This window comes from Streptomyces sp. NPDC041814 (assembly GCF_055590565.1).
On the sequence record NZ_JBVJAM010000007.1, the window covers coordinates 22300 to 36780 of the forward strand.

General features: G+C 71.6%; 16 protein-coding genes. 8 read left to right on the forward strand and 8 right to left on the reverse strand.

The window, feature by feature from the left end; all coding sequences use genetic code 11:
* The 3 genes from ACZ6C6_RS18755 to ACZ6C6_RS18765 all read right to left on the reverse strand — a co-directional run bounded on the left by ACZ6C6_RS18755 (position 1) and on the right by ACZ6C6_RS18765 (position 2231).
* Positions 1-1002 (reverse strand): phosphotransferase, encoded by a 1002-nt coding sequence (locus ACZ6C6_RS18755; RefSeq protein WP_469204688.1) that lies wholly within the window; start codon positions 1000-1002, stop codon positions 1-3.
* Between the two features lie 63 nt (positions 1003-1065).
* The gene (locus ACZ6C6_RS18760) at positions 1066-1491 is read right to left on the reverse strand and encodes a pyridoxamine 5'-phosphate oxidase family protein (RefSeq protein WP_391264968.1); all 426 of its coding nucleotides are present in this window, start codon (positions 1489-1491) and stop codon (positions 1066-1068) included.
* A gap of 80 nt (positions 1492-1571) precedes the next feature.
* Complete coding sequence (locus ACZ6C6_RS18765) at positions 1572-2231, reverse strand: response regulator (RefSeq protein WP_450823968.1); 660 nt, start codon at positions 2229-2231, stop codon at positions 1572-1574.
* A gap of 340 nt (positions 2232-2571) precedes the next feature.
* Here ACZ6C6_RS18765 and pdhA point away from each other — a divergent pair, with 340 nt between their 5' ends.
* From pdhA to ACZ6C6_RS18785, 4 genes are all read left to right on the forward strand, one after another.
* A complete protein-coding gene (pdhA, locus tag ACZ6C6_RS18770) occupies positions 2572-3735 on the forward strand; it encodes a pyruvate dehydrogenase (acetyl-transferring) E1 component subunit alpha (protein ID WP_469204087.1) in 1164 nt (387 codons plus the stop codon).
* A gap of 2 nt (positions 3736-3737) precedes the next feature.
* On the forward strand, positions 3738-4718 hold the full coding sequence (locus ACZ6C6_RS18775) for an alpha-ketoacid dehydrogenase subunit beta (RefSeq protein ID WP_018101959.1): 981 nt from the start codon (positions 3738-3740) through the stop codon (positions 4716-4718).
* Between the two features lie 12 nt (positions 4719-4730).
* Positions 4731-6131, forward strand: a complete 1401-nt coding sequence (locus ACZ6C6_RS18780; protein WP_469204089.1) for a dihydrolipoamide acetyltransferase family protein — start codon at positions 4731-4733, stop codon at positions 6129-6131.
* A 150-nt stretch (positions 6132-6281) separates the two neighbouring features.
* Positions 6282-6929, forward strand: coding sequence for a DUF4232 domain-containing protein (locus ACZ6C6_RS18785; protein WP_469204091.1), 648 nt, complete (start codon positions 6282-6284; stop codon positions 6927-6929).
* An 84-nt stretch (positions 6930-7013) separates the two neighbouring features.
* On the opposite strand, the gene ACZ6C6_RS18790 is transcribed toward ACZ6C6_RS18785, so the two are convergent.
* A complete protein-coding gene (locus ACZ6C6_RS18790) occupies positions 7014-7589 on the reverse strand; it encodes a TetR/AcrR family transcriptional regulator (protein WP_469204093.1) in 576 nt (191 codons plus the stop codon).
* Between the two features lie 70 nt (positions 7590-7659).
* Here ACZ6C6_RS18790 and ACZ6C6_RS18795 point away from each other — a divergent pair, with 70 nt between their 5' ends.
* The gene (locus ACZ6C6_RS18795; RefSeq protein ID WP_469204095.1) at positions 7660-8565 is read left to right on the forward strand and encodes an NADP-dependent oxidoreductase; all 906 of its coding nucleotides are present in this window, start codon (positions 7660-7662) and stop codon (positions 8563-8565) included.
* Here ACZ6C6_RS18795 and ACZ6C6_RS18800 read toward each other — a convergent pair.
* Entirely contained in the window at positions 8520-9044 is a 525-nt protein-coding gene (locus ACZ6C6_RS18800) for an ATP-binding protein (RefSeq protein WP_469204097.1), read from the reverse strand. The two genes, ACZ6C6_RS18795 and ACZ6C6_RS18800, sit on opposite strands and share 46 nt — an antisense overlap.
* Positions 9045-9262: 218 nt before the next feature.
* Here ACZ6C6_RS18800 and ACZ6C6_RS18805 point away from each other — a divergent pair, with 218 nt between their 5' ends.
* Both ACZ6C6_RS18805 and ACZ6C6_RS18810 read left to right on the forward strand, forming a co-directional pair.
* On the forward strand, positions 9263-10144 hold the full coding sequence (locus ACZ6C6_RS18805) for a helix-turn-helix domain-containing protein (protein ID WP_469204099.1): 882 nt from the start codon (positions 9263-9265) through the stop codon (positions 10142-10144).
* Between the two features lie 5 nt (positions 10145-10149).
* On the forward strand, positions 10150-10338 hold the full coding sequence (locus ACZ6C6_RS18810) for a DUF397 domain-containing protein (RefSeq protein ID WP_469204101.1): 189 nt from the start codon (positions 10150-10152) through the stop codon (positions 10336-10338).
* 259 nt (positions 10339-10597) lie between these two features.
* Here ACZ6C6_RS18810 and ACZ6C6_RS18815 read toward each other — a convergent pair whose 3' ends face one another.
* Positions 10598-11059: a hypothetical protein gene (locus ACZ6C6_RS18815; protein ID WP_469204102.1), complete on the reverse strand. Its 462-nt coding sequence runs from the start codon at positions 11057-11059 to the stop codon at positions 10598-10600.
* A 91-nt stretch (positions 11060-11150) separates the two neighbouring features.
* On the opposite strand from ACZ6C6_RS18815, the gene ACZ6C6_RS18820 reads away from it, so the two are divergent.
* The gene (locus ACZ6C6_RS18820) at positions 11151-11687 is read left to right on the forward strand and encodes a hypothetical protein (protein WP_469204104.1); all 537 of its coding nucleotides are present in this window, start codon (positions 11151-11153) and stop codon (positions 11685-11687) included.
* An 8-nt stretch (positions 11688-11695) separates the two neighbouring features.
* Here ACZ6C6_RS18820 and ACZ6C6_RS18825 read toward each other — a convergent pair whose 3' ends face one another.
* Together ACZ6C6_RS18825 and ACZ6C6_RS18830 are read right to left on the reverse strand one after the other, a co-directional pair.
* On the reverse strand, positions 11696-13411 hold the full coding sequence (locus ACZ6C6_RS18825) for a GAF domain-containing SpoIIE family protein phosphatase (protein ID WP_469204106.1): 1716 nt from the start codon (positions 13409-13411) through the stop codon (positions 11696-11698).
* Between the two features lie 104 nt (positions 13412-13515).
* Positions 13516-14289 (reverse strand): DUF4097 family beta strand repeat-containing protein, encoded by a 774-nt coding sequence (locus ACZ6C6_RS18830; RefSeq protein WP_469204108.1) that lies wholly within the window; start codon positions 14287-14289, stop codon positions 13516-13518.
* Positions 14290-14481: the final 192 nt, after the last annotated feature.

Consider the following 14481-nt stretch of genomic DNA (forward strand, 5'->3'; position numbering starts at 1 on the left):
TCACCCCGTGAAGGCCGCGCGCACCGCCTCGTACTCACGGGTCCACCAGACCGCCAGGGCCGACACCGCGGGGAACTGCGGGTCGGCCCTCCGGTCGTTCAGGCAGTAGCGCCAGCGCAGTATCCAGAAGTCGTTGAGCCGCTCCCACCAGACCCGGTGCACCGCCGCCGCCAGCTCGGCCGGGTCCGCCCCGGCCGCCCGCCGGTAGGCCCGGGCGTAGGCGCGTACCTTCGCCAGGTCCAGTGCCCCGGCCGGCTGCACGAAGAAGATCGCCGCCGCCCGCACCGCCTCCTCCGCCCGGGGCTGGACGGCCAGCCGGTCCCAGTCCAGGATCGCGACCGGGTCGGCGCCCCGGTAGAGCACGTTCAGTGGGTGGAAGTCGCCGTGCACCCAGCCGGTCGCGGGTGCTCCGGGATCGGGCGGCCGGCGGTCGGCGTACCGTTCCAGCAGGGTCCGCCGCTCGCGCAGCCGGTGCTCGGCGAGCTCGTCGAAGGCGTCCCGGCGGGCGCGTCCGCGCGCGGCGGCGAGCAGATCGCCGATCAGCGCGAAGGTGTCGGCCGCCTCGGGGCTCGCGTAACCGGGCGGGTGGACGCCACCGGCCTCCGTGTCACGCTCGGCCCCCATGACCCGCTCAAGACCCGTGTGTACGGCTCCGAGGAGCGTCCCGAGACGCGTCGACTGGGCGAGGGTGAGCTGAGCGCCGCCCCGGTGCAGCCCGTCGACCCAGGGGTGGAGCGCGTAGCAGCGGCCGGCGATCTCGGTGACGGTCTCGCCGTCGCGGGCCCGGACGGGCGGGGCGACGGGCACTCCGAGTGACTGGAGGCGGCGGGTCGCGCGGTGCTGGCGGACGATGGTGGCGCGGTCGCGGGTGGTGTCGTCCGAGTGGTGCTTGAGGAAGTACGAGCCGCGCGTGGTGGACACCCGGTAACCGTGGTTGAGCAGGCCCTGCGTGAGCGGGGTGCAGGTGAGCGGCGTACCGGCGTCCGGGTAACGGCGAAGCACCTCGCCGACCGGAGGAACCGGTGGGGAGGCGACAGATGAGCGCGACACGCGTCAGATGTTAGATCACGCTGCGTTGCGGATCTGCCGGCTTGCGTGGAAGTCCAGAGTGTGCACCGTGACGAAGTGAGGTTCGAGCCAGAGGTACGAGGGGGCGAACGGCTCGCCGTTGACCTCGACGGGCGGCGGCCCGAAGCGTTCGCGCTGGGCGGGGGTCGGCTCCACGACCCGCGCGGGCCCGGTGAACTGCACGGACCACAGGTCCTCGGTGCCGACCGGGGCGGTGTTGAAGTTGTCCGCGCCGTAGGCCACGACCGCGCCGTCGCAGGCGCCGTGGTGGCCGAGCCCGCTGTGCATGCGCAGCACGACGCGCCCGTCGATGACGATGTGCCGGGCCACCGTCAGCATCGGGAGGGCCCGCATGCTGGTCGCCAGCCGGCCGTAGGGGACCCGGCCGAGCAGGTCGATCGCGTGGAGTTCCTCGGTGGACATGCCTCCACTGTCGGCCAGGGCATGTGGACCGGATAAGAGGCCGGGGCCCCCGTTTCGCCGGGACCAAAGTCCCTGGGGGCTCAGCGCTTCTCCGCCTGGAGCCGTGCCACGTAGGCGGCGGCCTGCGAGCGGCGCTCCATGCCCAGCTTGGACAGCAGGCTGGACACGTAGTTCTTGATCGTCTTCTCCGCGAGGTGCAGGCGCTCGCCGATCACCCGGTTGGTCAGCCCCTCGCCGATCAGGTCCAGGATCTTGCGTTCCTGGTCCGTGAGGTTCGCCAGCTTCTCGTCGTCCCGCCCGCGCTTCCCGTCCCGGAGCCGCTCCAGTACACGCGCGGTCGCGACCGGGTCCAGCAGCGACTTCCCCTCCGCCACGTCGCGTACCGCCGTCAGCAGCTCGTTCCCCCGGATCGCCTTGAGGACATAGCCCGAGGCGCCCGCCATGATCGCGTCGAACAGCGCCTCGTCGTCGGCGTACGAGGTCAGCATCAGGCAGTGGATGGAGTCGTCCTGCGACCGGATCTCGCGGCAGACCTCCACCCCGCTGCCGTCCGGCAGCCGTACGTCGAGCACGGCCACGTCGGGGCGGACCGCCGGAATCCGTACCAGCGCGTCGGCCGCCGTACCGGCCTCGCCGACCACCTCGATGTCGTCCTCCATCGAAAGCAGCTCGTGGACCCCGCGCCGGACTACTTCATGATCATCGAGTAGGAATACCGTGATTTTTCCTTTTTCGCGCACAATCGCAGTCTCACACACTCACCCCTTCCCTGCCGCTGCCGCGCGGGATAACGTGCCGTTGTTCCGGCGGCCTGCGAGGCTGTGATCAGTGCTGTGACCAGCGAAGCTTCCCGAATTCCTCGATTTACTTGGATATCCAAGCAAAATCGCAGGTCAGGGAGGGTTTCGCAGTTGCGGGACGCACTGGGTAACGTGCCTTGGACAGGGCGCTCGCCGGGGCACCTGTCACGCCTGTTTTCCGGACCGAGCGGCACCCACCCCGTGCACGGGTACGGACACAGGCGAGCCGCACTGGTCTCCCGGCAGACCCCGGGGGCCGGACCGACGGAGGAGCACGCACGTGACCGTGGAGAGCACTGCTGCCGCGCGTAAACCGCGACGCAGCAGCAAGCGGACCAGCGCCGCGAAAACGCCCGCGAAGACGCCGGAGGGTTCGACGCCCGAGCTCGTACAGCTGCTGACGCCCGAGGGCGAGCGGGTCGAGCATCCGGACTACTCGATCGACCTGAGCGCGGAAGAGCTGCGCGGCCTGTACCGGGACATGGTCCTCACCCGCCGCTTCGACGCCGAGGCCACCGCCCTCCAGCGCCAGGGCGAACTGGGCCTGTGGGCGTCGCTGCTCGGCCAGGAGGCCGCGCAGATCGGTTCGGGACGGGCCCTGCGCGACGACGACTACGTCTTCCCGACCTACCGCGAGCACGGTGTGGCCTGGTGCCGGGGCGTCGACCCGACGAACCTGCTCGGGATGTTCCGCGGTGTGAACCACGGCGGCTGGGACCCGAACAGCAACAACTTCCACCTCTACACGATCGTCATCGGCTCGCAGACCCTGCACGCCACGGGCTACGCCATGGGCGTGGCCAAGGACGGCGCGGACTCGGCCGTGATCGCGTACTTCGGTGACGGTGCCTCCAGCCAGGGCGACGTCGCGGAGGCGTTCACCTTCTCCGCCGTCTACAACGCCCCGGTCGTCTTCTTCTGCCAGAACAACCAGTGGGCGATCTCCGAGCCCACCGAGAAGCAGACCCGGGTGCCGCTCTACCAGCGCGCCCAGGGCTTCGGCTTCCCCGGCGTCCGCGTCGACGGCAACGACGTCCTGGCCTGCCTGGCCGTCACGCGCTCCGCCCTGGAGCGGGCCCGGCGCGGCGAGGGCCCGACCCTGGTCGAGGCGTTCACGTACCGCATGGGCGCGCACACCACCTCGGACGACCCGACGAAGTACCGGGCCGACGAGGAGCGCGCGTCCTGGGAGGCGAAGGACCCGATCCTGCGCCTGCGCGCGTACCTGGAGAAGCAGGGTGCGGCCGACGAGGCGTTCTTCACCGCCCTGGACGAGGAGAGCGAGGTGCTCGGCAAGCGCGTCCGCGAGGCCGTACGGGCCATGCCCGACCCGGACCGGATGGCGATGTTCGACCACGTCTACGCCGACGGGAACCCGCTCGTCGACGAGGAGCGCGCCGAGTTCGCCGCCTACCAGGCATCGTTCGCCGAGGAGGGCAAGTAACCATGGCCGTGGAAAAGATGTCCCTCGCGAAGGCGCTCAACGAGTCCCTGCGCAAGGCCCTCGACACCGACCCGAAGGTCCTCATCATGGGTGAGGACGTCGGCAAGCTCGGCGGCGTCTTCCGGATCACCGACGGCCTCCAGAAGGACTTCGGCGAGGACCGCGTCATCGACACCCCGCTCGCCGAGTCCGGCATCGTCGGCACGGCGATCGGCCTCGCGCTGCGCGGCTACCGGCCCGTCGTGGAGATCCAGTTCGACGGCTTCGTCTTCCCCGCGTACGACCAGATCGTCACGCAGCTCGCGAAGATGCACGCCCGGGCGCTCGGCAAGATCAAGCTCCCCGTCGTCGTGCGCATCCCGTACGGCGGTGGCATCGGCGCGGTCGAGCACCACAGCGAGTCGCCCGAGGCGCTGTTCGCGCACGTCGCGGGCCTGAAGGTGGTCTCCCCGTCCAACGCGTCGGACGCGTACTGGATGATGCAGCAGGCCGTCCAGAGCGACGACCCGGTCATCTTCTTCGAGCCGAAGCGGCGTTACTGGGACAAGGGCGAGGTCGACACCGAGTCGATCCCGGGCGCCCTGCACGCGGCGGCCGTCGCGCGCACCGGCACGGACCTCACGCTCGCCGCGTACGGCCCGATGGTGAAGGTCTGCCTGGAGGCCGCCGCGGCCGCCCAGGAGGAGGGCAAGTCGGTCGAGGTCGTGGACCTGCGCTCGATGTCCCCGATCGACTTCGACACCATCCAGGCGTCCGTCGAGAAGACCCGCCGCCTGGTCGTCGTCCACGAGGCACCCGTCTTCTACGGCTCCGGGGCCGAGATCGCCGCTCGCATCACGGAGCGGTGCTTCTACCACCTGGAGGCGCCCGTGCTGCGGGTCGGCGGCTACCACGCCCCGTACCCTCCGGCGCGGCTGGAGGAGGAGTACCTGCCGGGCCTGGACCGGGTGCTCGACGCCGTCGACCGCTCGCTGGCGTACTGAGGAGAGAGGAGCGTGACCACGATGACCGACACTTCCAACGCTGCTCGCTTCCGTGAGTTCAAGATGCCCGACGTGGGCGAGGGACTGACCGAGGCCGAGATCCTCAAGTGGTACGTACAGCCCGGCGACACCGTCACGGACGGCCAGGTCGTCTGCGAGGTCGAGACCGCGAAGGCCGCCGTCGAGCTGCCGATCCCGTTCGACGGGGTCGTCCACGAACTGCGCTTCCCCGAGGGCACCACGGTCGACGTGGGCCAGGTGATCATCGCGGTGGACGTGGCGCCGGGGTCGGGTGACCCCGCTGCCGAGGAGCCCGCCGCCGCCCCGGCCCCCGAGGCCGCTCCCGCCGAGGAGCCCAAGGGCCGCCAGCCCGTCCTGGTGGGTTACGGCGTCGCCGAGTCCTCCACGAAGCGCCGGGCCCGCAAGGGCGCCGAGACCGCGCCCCCGGCGGCGGCCCCCGCCGCCGTCCAGGCCGAGCTGAACGGCCAGGGCACGGCAGCGGTGCCGGAGGCCCGTCCGCTGGCCAAGCCGCCGGTCCGCAAGCTCGCGAAGGACCTGGGCATCGACCTGGCGACGGTCACCCCGACCGGCGTCGGCGGTGTCATCACGCGCGAGGACGTGCACGCGGCGGCGACGCCTTCGGAGCCGGTGGCTCCGGCCGCGCCGCCGGTGGTCGCGGTCGCGGAAGCGGAGGCTCCTGTCCAGCAGGGCGCCCGTGAGACGCGTATCCCGGTCAAGGGCGTCCGCAAGGCCATCGCGCAGGCCATGGTCGGCAGCGCGTTCACCGCTCCGCACGTCACCGAGTTCGTGACCGTCGACGTGACGCGCACGATGAAGCTCGTGGCGGAGCTGAAGGAGGACAAGGACATGGCGGGGGTGCGGGTCAACCCGCTCCTCGTCATCGCCAAGGCCCTCCTGGTCGCGATCAAGCGGAACCCCGGGGTCAACGCGGTCTGGGACGAGGCGAACCAGGAGATCGTCCAGAAGCACTACGTGAACCTGGGCATCGCCGCCGCCACTCCGCGCGGCCTGATCGTCCCGAACATCAAGGACGCCCACGACCAGACGCTGCCGCAGCTGGCCGCGTCCCTGGGCGAGCTGGTCGCCACGGCCCGGGACGGCAAGACGTCCCCGGCGGCGATGGCGGGCGGCACGGTGACCATCACCAACGTGGGCGTCTTCGGCGTCGACACCGGTACGCCGATCATCAACCCGGGCGAGTCCGCGATCCTCGCGGTCGGCGCGATCAAGCTCCAGCCGTGGGTCCACAAGGGCAAGGTGAAGCCCCGTCAGGTGACCACGCTGGCCCTGTCGTTCGACCACCGCCTGATCGACGGTGAGCTGGGCTCCAAGTTCCTGGCGGACATCGCCGCGATCCTGGAGCAGCCGAAGCGGCTGATCACCTGGGCGTAGGCCTGCGTTCACGAGGGGCCCGCGCGAGGTTCGCGCGGGCCCCTTCGCATGTGTAACAGAGGTGTATTAGCCACTGGTTGGGCGCAACGGGTGACCGCCCCGGACAGTTCTTGCTGATCGGAACTGCCAACGGACACCGAGGACGAAACGATGCGCGCTCACAAGATCACCCTCGCCACCCTGGCCGTCGTCGCGGGCCTCTCGCTCACGGGCTGCCAGAACGACGGCGACGACGCGGCGCAGACCGGTCCGTCGTCCGTCGCGACCGCGTCCCCGTCCACCGACGTGCCGGAAACGGGTGGTTCGGATTCGGGCGGTTCGGATTCGGGCGGCGGGAAGGACACCGCCGCCGGGGCCGGGGCCGACCAGCAGGCCACGACCGCCAAGTGCCGCACCGGCGGGCTGGAGATCACGGCGAAGGACACCTTCATCGACGGGGACCCGGACGGGTCCGTCGCGGTGGAGATGAAGAACACCAGCGGCCAGGACTGCGTGGTCGCCGGGTTCGCGGGCGTCGACCTCAAGACCAACGCGGGCACGATCTCCGCCGAGCGCAAGGGCGCGCCCGCAGACCCGTACGTCCTCAAGAGCGGCAGGACGATCGCCTTCGGCATCACCTACCCGCTCAACGGGACGGGCGGCTCCGGCGTCAAGATCGAGGGGCTCGTGGTGACCCCGCCGAACGAGACGAAGCCGGTCACCCTCACGTGGCCGGGCATGGGTTCGCTCCCTGTCACGGACGGCTCGGGCGACCCCGTGACGGTCGGCCCGATGGGCAGCGCAGGCCAGGGCGGCTGAGCCGTACGTTCCGTGCCCTCGGGCACACCGACGAGGGGTCCCGTGACGCTGCGGGGCCCCTCGTCCGTGCGTCGGCCAGGGCCCTCAGGGGGCCGTGGATTCCCAGGCCGCCTCGATCATCCCGAAGATCTCGTCCACCGCGGCCTCCGGATCGGCGGCCTCGCGGGCCAGCGCGTGCGCGTCGACCACGAATCCGGCGATCGTCCGGCAGGCCGTCGGGGTCCGGGACAGCCCGGGGTCCGCGGCGATGGCCGTCGCCAGCGACTCCGCGTGCCGCAGCTTCATCGATGCCTCGTACTCCCGCAGCGAGGGCGACCCGTCGATCATGCGCCAGATGGGGGCGGCGCCGTCCGCCGTGCAGTGCCGCACCATGGCGTGCATCTCGCGGCGCAGCGCGGACATGAGCGGTTCGTCCGGTGCGCGGCCGGTGACCGCCTGCGCGAGCCGGTGCTCGAAGTCGGCGTCCTGTTCGAACACCAGGGCCTCTTTCGAGGCGAAGTGGGAGAAGAGCGTGGTGACGGCCACGTCCGCCTCGGCGGCGATGTCCCGGATGCCCACCGCGTCGTAACCGCGCTCCAGGAAGAGCCGCAGGGCGGTGTCGGCGATCTTCTGGCGGGTCGCGGCCTTCTTGCGCTCGCGGCGCCCGGACTGCACGGTCATGCGCTCACGCTAGCAGGTACGTATCCGTAACCGTTTCAAAAAGCTAACCGTTAGTGATACGGTCCCCGGCATGAGGAAAGTGAGCTTCGCCGAGTTCGGCGGCCCCGATGTCCTGCGGCTCATCGATGCCGAGGAGCCCCATGCGGGCCCCGGCCGGATACGTATCGCCGTGTGGGCGGCAGGCGTGAACCCCGTCGACTGGAGGGTCCGGGAGGGCCAGATCCTGGGCGCCCATCCGACCGTGCTTCCGTCCGGAGTCGGGCTGGACGCCGCCGGGGTCGTGGACGAGGTCGGGGAGGGCGTCGAGGGCGTGGCGGTCGGCGACCGCGTGTTCGGCGAAGGGGCCGACACCTACGCCGAGTTCGCCGTGCTGTCGGCGTGGGCCCGGATGCCCGAGGGGCTGACGTTCGAGGAGGCGGCCGGGTATCCGTCCGTGGTGGAGACCGCTCTGCGCGTCATCGACCAGGTCGGCGTACGGCCGGGCGGGACGCTGCTGGTGAGCGGGGCGTCCGGGGGAGTCGGGTCGGCGGTGCTGCAGATCGCCCGCGACCGGGGCATCACGGTGATCGGCACGGGCGGCGCCGCGAACCAGGAGTACCTGCGCGGCCTGGGCGCGCTCGCCACGACGTACGGGGAGGGGTGGGTGGAGCGGGTGCGCGGGTTCGGCCGGGTCGACGCGGCTCTCGACCTGGCCGGTGCGGGCGTGATCCCCGAACTCGTCGGGCTGACGGGGGACCCGGGCAGGGTGATCACCATCGCCGATCTGGGTGCGGCGGAGTACGGCGTCCGCTTCTCCGGCGTGGCCGGGAGTGTGCCGGACGCGCTCGCGGAGGCGGTGGACCTCATCGCGCGCGGGAAGCTCCACATCCCGGTCGAGAAGTCGTACACCCTCGCGGAGGCGGCCCAGGCACACGCGGACAGCCGGGCGGGTCACACGCGTGGGCGGCGGGTCATCGTCGTCCGGCCCGTCGCCTGACCGGAGCCCGCCCCGGCCTCCGAGCCGAGCCGATGCGGGGCCCGCGGTGCCTCCGCCGTCCGCAGCGCGAGTTCGGCGAACACGGTCTTTCCCACGGTGCGCGGCTCGACGCCCCACCGGTCGGCGACGACGTCCACGACGACGAGCCCGCGCCCGTAGCACTCGTCGCGCTCGGCCGCGCGAATCCCGGGCAGCCGTTCCCCACGCGGGTCGCTGACCTCGATACGGATGGCTCCGCCGGTGACGGTGAGGTGGACCCGGAAGAGCCGCCCGCGCAAGCTGCCGTGGATGAGCGCGTTGGTGGCCAACTCGGAGACCAGGAGGGCTGCTTCGTCGGCGCGGTCGCCGTACCCCCATGAGGTGACGAGCCGCGCCGCACGTCGGCGGGCGAGGGTGACGCTGCGGGCGGTGGGGGTGTAGTCGAGTCGGTCCTCGTGGAGCGGGGGGTTGTCCTCGGGGAGCGCACGGGTTGCGGTCACGGTGGGCCTCTCTGGGGTGGGGCGGTGGCATTGCCGCGCCCGCACGCGGGCAGGTGGGTGCGCTTCCGCCACGTATCACTGGGTGATCTGCGTGCAACTGAAAGTAGTGGAGCTCTCACGCGGGCAGCAAGTGATTCGCGCAGAGAATTTTCTGCCCTAATTGGTGTTCGAGGCGCAGGAGCTTCAGACTGAGCGGACCGTGTGGGAGGGAGTGGGCTGTGGCGGGTAGCAACCCGGATCGGGGCCGTACGGTCTCCACCGTGCTCGGCCGTCGTTTGGGTGGCGAGCTGCTGCGTATGCGGGAGGCGCGTTCGCTGCGACAGTCGCACGCGGCGGAGGCGCTGACCGCGTCGGTCGCCAAGGTCGCGAAGATCGAGCGCGGGCTTGTTCCCATGCGGGATCCGGATGTCAGGGCTCTTTGTCACCTCTACGGTGAGACCGACGAAGCCACGGTCGGCAGGCTCTTGGCGCTCGCCAAGACCGACCGCGAACGCCGCAAAGCCAGCGGCTGGTGGAACCAGTACCCGGGGCTTGAGGCCATGGTCGAGTACGTGGCGCTGGAGGACATCGCCACGGGCCTGCGGACCTGGCAACTGGCTATTGTGCCGGGCCTCCTGCAAACCGCCGATTACGCTCGTGCCCTGGCTGTGGGCAACGGTTCGTGGGACGACCCGGACGAGATCGAACCCTTCGTCGAGGCGCGCATGGCCCGGCAGGCCCGCCTGACCGGCGACCGCCCGCTGGAGCTGTGGGCGCTCGTACAGGAGAGTGCGTTGCGCCAACTCGTCGGCGGGCGAAAGGTGATGAGGGAGCAGCTCGGCCACCTGCTGGACATGGCCCGCCGCCCGAACGTGAGACTCCAGGTCATGCCGTACCTCGCGGGCGCGCACCCGGGCATGACGAGCGCGTTCACTATCGTGTCCTTCGCCGAACCCGGAGCGCTCGACGTGGTCCACATGGACACCACCTCGACCACTCTGTGGCTGGAGAGCGATACTGATGCCGAGCGCCACGACCGGCTCTTCGATCGCATGACGCGAGTCGCGCTCGCGCAGCGCAACTCGCTCGCGCTCATCGACGGAATCCTCAAGGAGCTGTAGACCGCGTGCCCGCGTACGAGTTCGTCAAGTCCAGTTACAGCGGCGGGAACAACGGTCAGGAGTGCGTCGAAGTGGCGCGGAACGTGCCGGGCACCGTCGCCGTCCGTGACTCCAAGCAGGACGCCGGCCCCGTCCTCGTGCTGAGCCGCACCGCGTGGCGCGCGTTTCACGCTTCCCTGTTGCTCGTGCGGTAGAGCCCGCCTCGCCGCTCCTCATCTGGGTGGCGATGCGCGAGCAGCCGCGCTGTCAGGCCGGCTTGAAGTCGCTCCGGAAGACGCCGCCGTACTCCCCCGGCACCTCCCAGCACGTGTAACGGCGGCCGGGAAGATCGAACAGCCTCAAGCGGTGGCGCGGCCGGCCGTGCGGACGGACACGCTCACCCCCACCACCAGGCCGCACTCCGCCCCGCCTCCGCCTCGTGCGGCACGGCGATGACGACGAAGCGGCGGCGGTTCAGTCGTAGAAGAAGAGCTCAAGGTCCTCGACCGATCCCGGCCCGGTGAGGAAGCCCTCGGCCCTCGCGATCTCGTCCGCCGGTGGCACCAGACCCGTCCGGAGCTGGCGCATCCAGATTTCTCCTTGCTCGCCGACCGCGTAGATGCCGGACAGCAGCACGGCCATGCCGGCAGGGGCAGGCGGGGCGTGTCCGACAACGGGCCGGAGCACCCAGCCGCCTGACCGGGCTGCGAGCCGCAGTACCCCGGCCCAGTTCGCGATCCTTCCGATGCGTACGGTCCACGAGTCCTCGGTGAACGGGGCCATCCGTCCACCATGGAGAGGGTTTGTGGCGGCGCGAATGTCCTTCAGGACCTGCCGCTCCACGGCATCACGAACCCAGCGTCCGTCCTGCGCTTCGTCAATGGCGGCCTCCCACCACTTCCACCCGCCGTCGAGCCGGTCCGCGAAGGTATCCATGCGGACAGGCTTCCATGCGCGATGCCGGGGTCCGGGCGGGAGTTGATGTACACGGAGCCGTAGCGCATCGAACGCGTGATGCAATGACCGCATGACGGTGAACCACGCATCCCTGGGACCACTGGAACGGGCCGACGGGTGTTGGGGGATCGGGGATTCCGCCGGGCCCGGCACCCATTGGCTGGAGTTGCGCCCGGACGGATTCCACCAGCACGGGCCGGGCGGCGAAGGCCAGTTGGTGCCCTGGCCCAGGGTCATGACCGGGATCAGGATCACCTGGGGCAAGCACGCCCGGAACACGAGCGGCCGGGGCAAGTACACGCTGAAGGGCATGGTCGCCGACCGTGACGGGGGATGGCTCCACATGACCCTGCGCGACCCGTACGAGGACCACCAGCTGCGCTTCGACCAGCACGAGCGCCCCTACCGGGCGGTGGACGCCCTCCGGCTGGAGACCCTGCTGCGGCGGCTCACCGACGAGGGAAGGCTCCCTCTCCTCGGCGACCCGGAATGGGTCGGGCGTGCCGTCGCGTGCCTGGCCGGCGGCAAGAACCGCTGGGTCACCGACGGCTCACTGGAGCAGGCGGTGGCGGAGGCCCTGGAGGCGGCCGGCCCCGCCAGGCCCTGACGGAACCGTCACCCACCGGGCCCGTCGACCCGCAGCACGAGTACCGCCACGTCGTCCCTCTGCGGGATCTCCGCGAGCCCCGCGGACAGGGCTTCCAGGAGGAGGGGCAACGGCTCGTCGGCGTGGCGGGCGAGGGTGGCCGCTGTGAGGGCGGTGCACGCGTCGATGTCCTCGTCGCGGCGTTCGACCAGGCCGTCGGTGTAGAGCAGGAGCACGCTGCCCGGGGGCAGGTCGTGGGTGTGGTCCTCGCGGGGCGGGGCGTCCGGCAGGCCGAGCAGGAGGAGGTCGTGGCCGGTCAGGGGTGCGACACCCGACCCCGGGGTGTGGAGGAGCGGCGGGGGATGTCCGGCGTTGGACCAGGTCAGCCGCCAGCGGTCGGCGTCGCGGTCGAGGCGGGCGTGGACCGCCGTGGCGCCGACGCCCAGGGGGAGGACGCCGATGGCCTGGTCGATGGCGTGCAGGGCGCCGGCCGGTGAGTGGGCCGGGTCGTCCAGGCTCGCCTGGCGGAGCATGCTGCGGATCTGGCCCATCACGGTGGCGGCCCGGACGTCGTGGCCGATGACGTCGCCGATCGAGAGCATGAGGGCCGTGGGCAGCGGATAGGCGTCGTACCAGTCCCCGCCCACCATGTCCTGGTCGGCGGCGGGCAGGTACAGGGCGGCCATGTCCAGGCCGGGCACGTCAGGCAGCTCCGTCAGCATCGCGGCCTGGAGCTGTTCCGCGGCGCTGAGCCGGTGCGCCACGAAGCGGGTGCGTTCCACCGCCTGGCTCACGTACCCCGCCACCGTGGTGAGCACCGCCTCCTCGGTCGGCGCCATGACGTGCGGGCGGGACCAGCACCACGTGAGCACGCCGTGGCCGTCCGGCAGCGGGACGCACAGGACGGACTGGAGGCCCAGCGAGTCGTACCCGGCGACGGCCTCGGGCCCGAAGCCGGCCAGCAGCGCCGCGCGGTCCGGCACGAAGACGGCGCGCTGTTCCCGCATGGCCAGCGTGCTGGGGTAGGCCGCGTCCCGGTCCAGCCGGTCGATGGCGCTTTCCACGGGGCGTACGTCGTCCGGGTCGACGACCCGCCACAGCCCCTCGCCGTCGGCCAGCAGCAGACCCACGAACGCCGGCTCGGCGGGCCCCCGGAACATCTGGCGGAGGCGGCGGATCAGGTCGGCCGGATCGTGGGCGTGGGCGAGTTCGACCGAGGCGCGCAGCAGCAGACCGGCATGGTCGCGGTCCCGCTGGATCAGCTCCGTCGCGATCCTCAGGCGCAGCTCCATCGAGCAGGCGGCGGTGAGGTCTTCGAGGTCGCGCAACTCGTCCGCCGTCCACTCCCGGGGGTGGTGGTCGATGGCGCAGAGCGATCCGAGCACCCGTCCGTCGGCGTCGGTGAGCGGCATCCCGGCGTACGCGACCACCTGGAGGTCGGGGATGGCGAGACTGGCGCAGGTGCGCGGGTGCGCCCGGGTGTCGCTGAGCACCAGCGGGCCGGCGTCCGCGACGACGTGCTGGCAGAGGGAGTGGCTGAGGGGGGTCTCGCGTCGGGCCGCCCAGTCGCCGGACATCCCGACCATGCCGGGGAACACCTGCCGGTCGGGCTCCAGCAGCGAGACCAGGGAGACCGGGACGCGGAGCAGGCGCGAGACCAGCCGCGCGAACCGGTCCATGCCGGGATCGGCCGCCGCGGTCAGCCCGGCCAGCCGCAGCGCTTCCAGCCTTCCGGGATCCCTCACCCCGGGGCCTCCGTCCGGACGGGGAGGAATGGCGCGATCCTCACAAAACCCATTTTACGAATATACGGGTGAAAGCTCGCGCTGTCCTGGGTTGAAGCGGGCCCCTACCCCCGTCGCGCCTCCGTGTCCCCGTTCACGGTGCGCAGGGTCAGGCGGTGCGCGTGGTCCGTGGGCTCGGCCGCCGGGAGGTCCGTGGTCGAGCGACCGTTGACGGTGTGCGCGTCGGTCGCGTACGCGGGGGCGTCGGCCGGGAGGGTGACGCGCGCGGTGCCGTTGCGGGTGATGCCGCTGAGCGTGTCCGGGGCGGTGGCGCAGCGTACGTCCACGTCGCCGTTGACCGTTTCGGCGTCGATGCCGGTGCCCCGGAGGCCGGTCGCGCGGACGGATCCGTTCCGGGTGACCAGGTGCTGGCGGGCGTCCTTCGCGCCGGAGTCCTGCACGGTGACGTCGCCGTTGACGGTGCTGAGGCTCAGCCCGCCCCGGACATCGCTGACGTCGATCCCGGCGTTGCGTGCCCGGACGGTGAGTGTGACGCCGGCGGGCACGCGGACGAGCGGCATGTCGCCGCAGTTGTCCCGGGCCCGGTCGTCGCGCCCGTCGCCCTCGTCGCACGGCAGGTCGAGCGTGTACGTACGCCCGTTCCCGTCGTCCCCGTGCGCGAGGACCGAGTCGTCCACCGTGACGCGGTCCCCGTCCGTCCCGACGACCCGCACGCCGCCCTGGGTGGTGATGACGAGCCGGGTGTCCTGGGCGAGGGCGGCCGTCCGGAATTCCGCTCCCCGCGCGTCCGGGCCGTCGTGGCCGCAGGCGGACAGCACCAGCAGCGCGCACCCGGCCAGGACGGCCCGGCCCTTCGCTTCGCTCCGCGATGAGGTCATGGGAGGCGTGTGCCCCGGAAGCGGGGGCTTACGGCTCAGGTGACCGCGGAGCTGCGGCGCTCCACCCGGACGACGTCGCGCCGCACGCCGTGGTGCCGGCCGGTCCGCTCCCGGTCCGCTCCCGGTCCGCTCCCGGACCGCGGAGTCCGTCAACGCCGTCACGCGCGTCAACTGCGTCCCCCGCGCCCGCCG

Coding starts and splice junctions, on each gene's coding strand:
- ACZ6C6_RS18760 (WP_391264968.1), bottom strand. CDS start 1,491: ATGTCCACCGAGGAACTCCACGCGATCGACCTGCTCGGCCGGGTCCCC.
- ACZ6C6_RS18775 (WP_018101959.1), top strand. CDS start 3,738: ATGGCCGTGGAAAAGATGTCCCTCGCGAAGGCGCTCAACGAGTCCCTG.
- ACZ6C6_RS18785 (WP_469204091.1), top strand. CDS start 6,282: ATGCGCGCTCACAAGATCACCCTCGCCACCCTGGCCGTCGTCGCGGGC.
- ACZ6C6_RS18790 (WP_469204093.1), bottom strand. CDS start 7,589: ATGACCGTGCAGTCCGGGCGCCGCGAGCGCAAGAAGGCCGCGACCCGC.
- ACZ6C6_RS18795 (WP_469204095.1), top strand. CDS start 7,660: ATGAGGAAAGTGAGCTTCGCCGAGTTCGGCGGCCCCGATGTCCTGCGG.
- ACZ6C6_RS18815 (WP_469204102.1), bottom strand. CDS start 11,059: ATGGATACCTTCGCGGACCGGCTCGACGGCGGGTGGAAGTGGTGGGAG.
- ACZ6C6_RS18820 (WP_469204104.1), top strand. CDS start 11,151: ATGACGGTGAACCACGCATCCCTGGGACCACTGGAACGGGCCGACGGG.
- ACZ6C6_RS18830 (WP_469204108.1), bottom strand. CDS start 14,289: ATGACCTCATCGCGGAGCGAAGCGAAGGGCCGGGCCGTCCTGGCCGGG.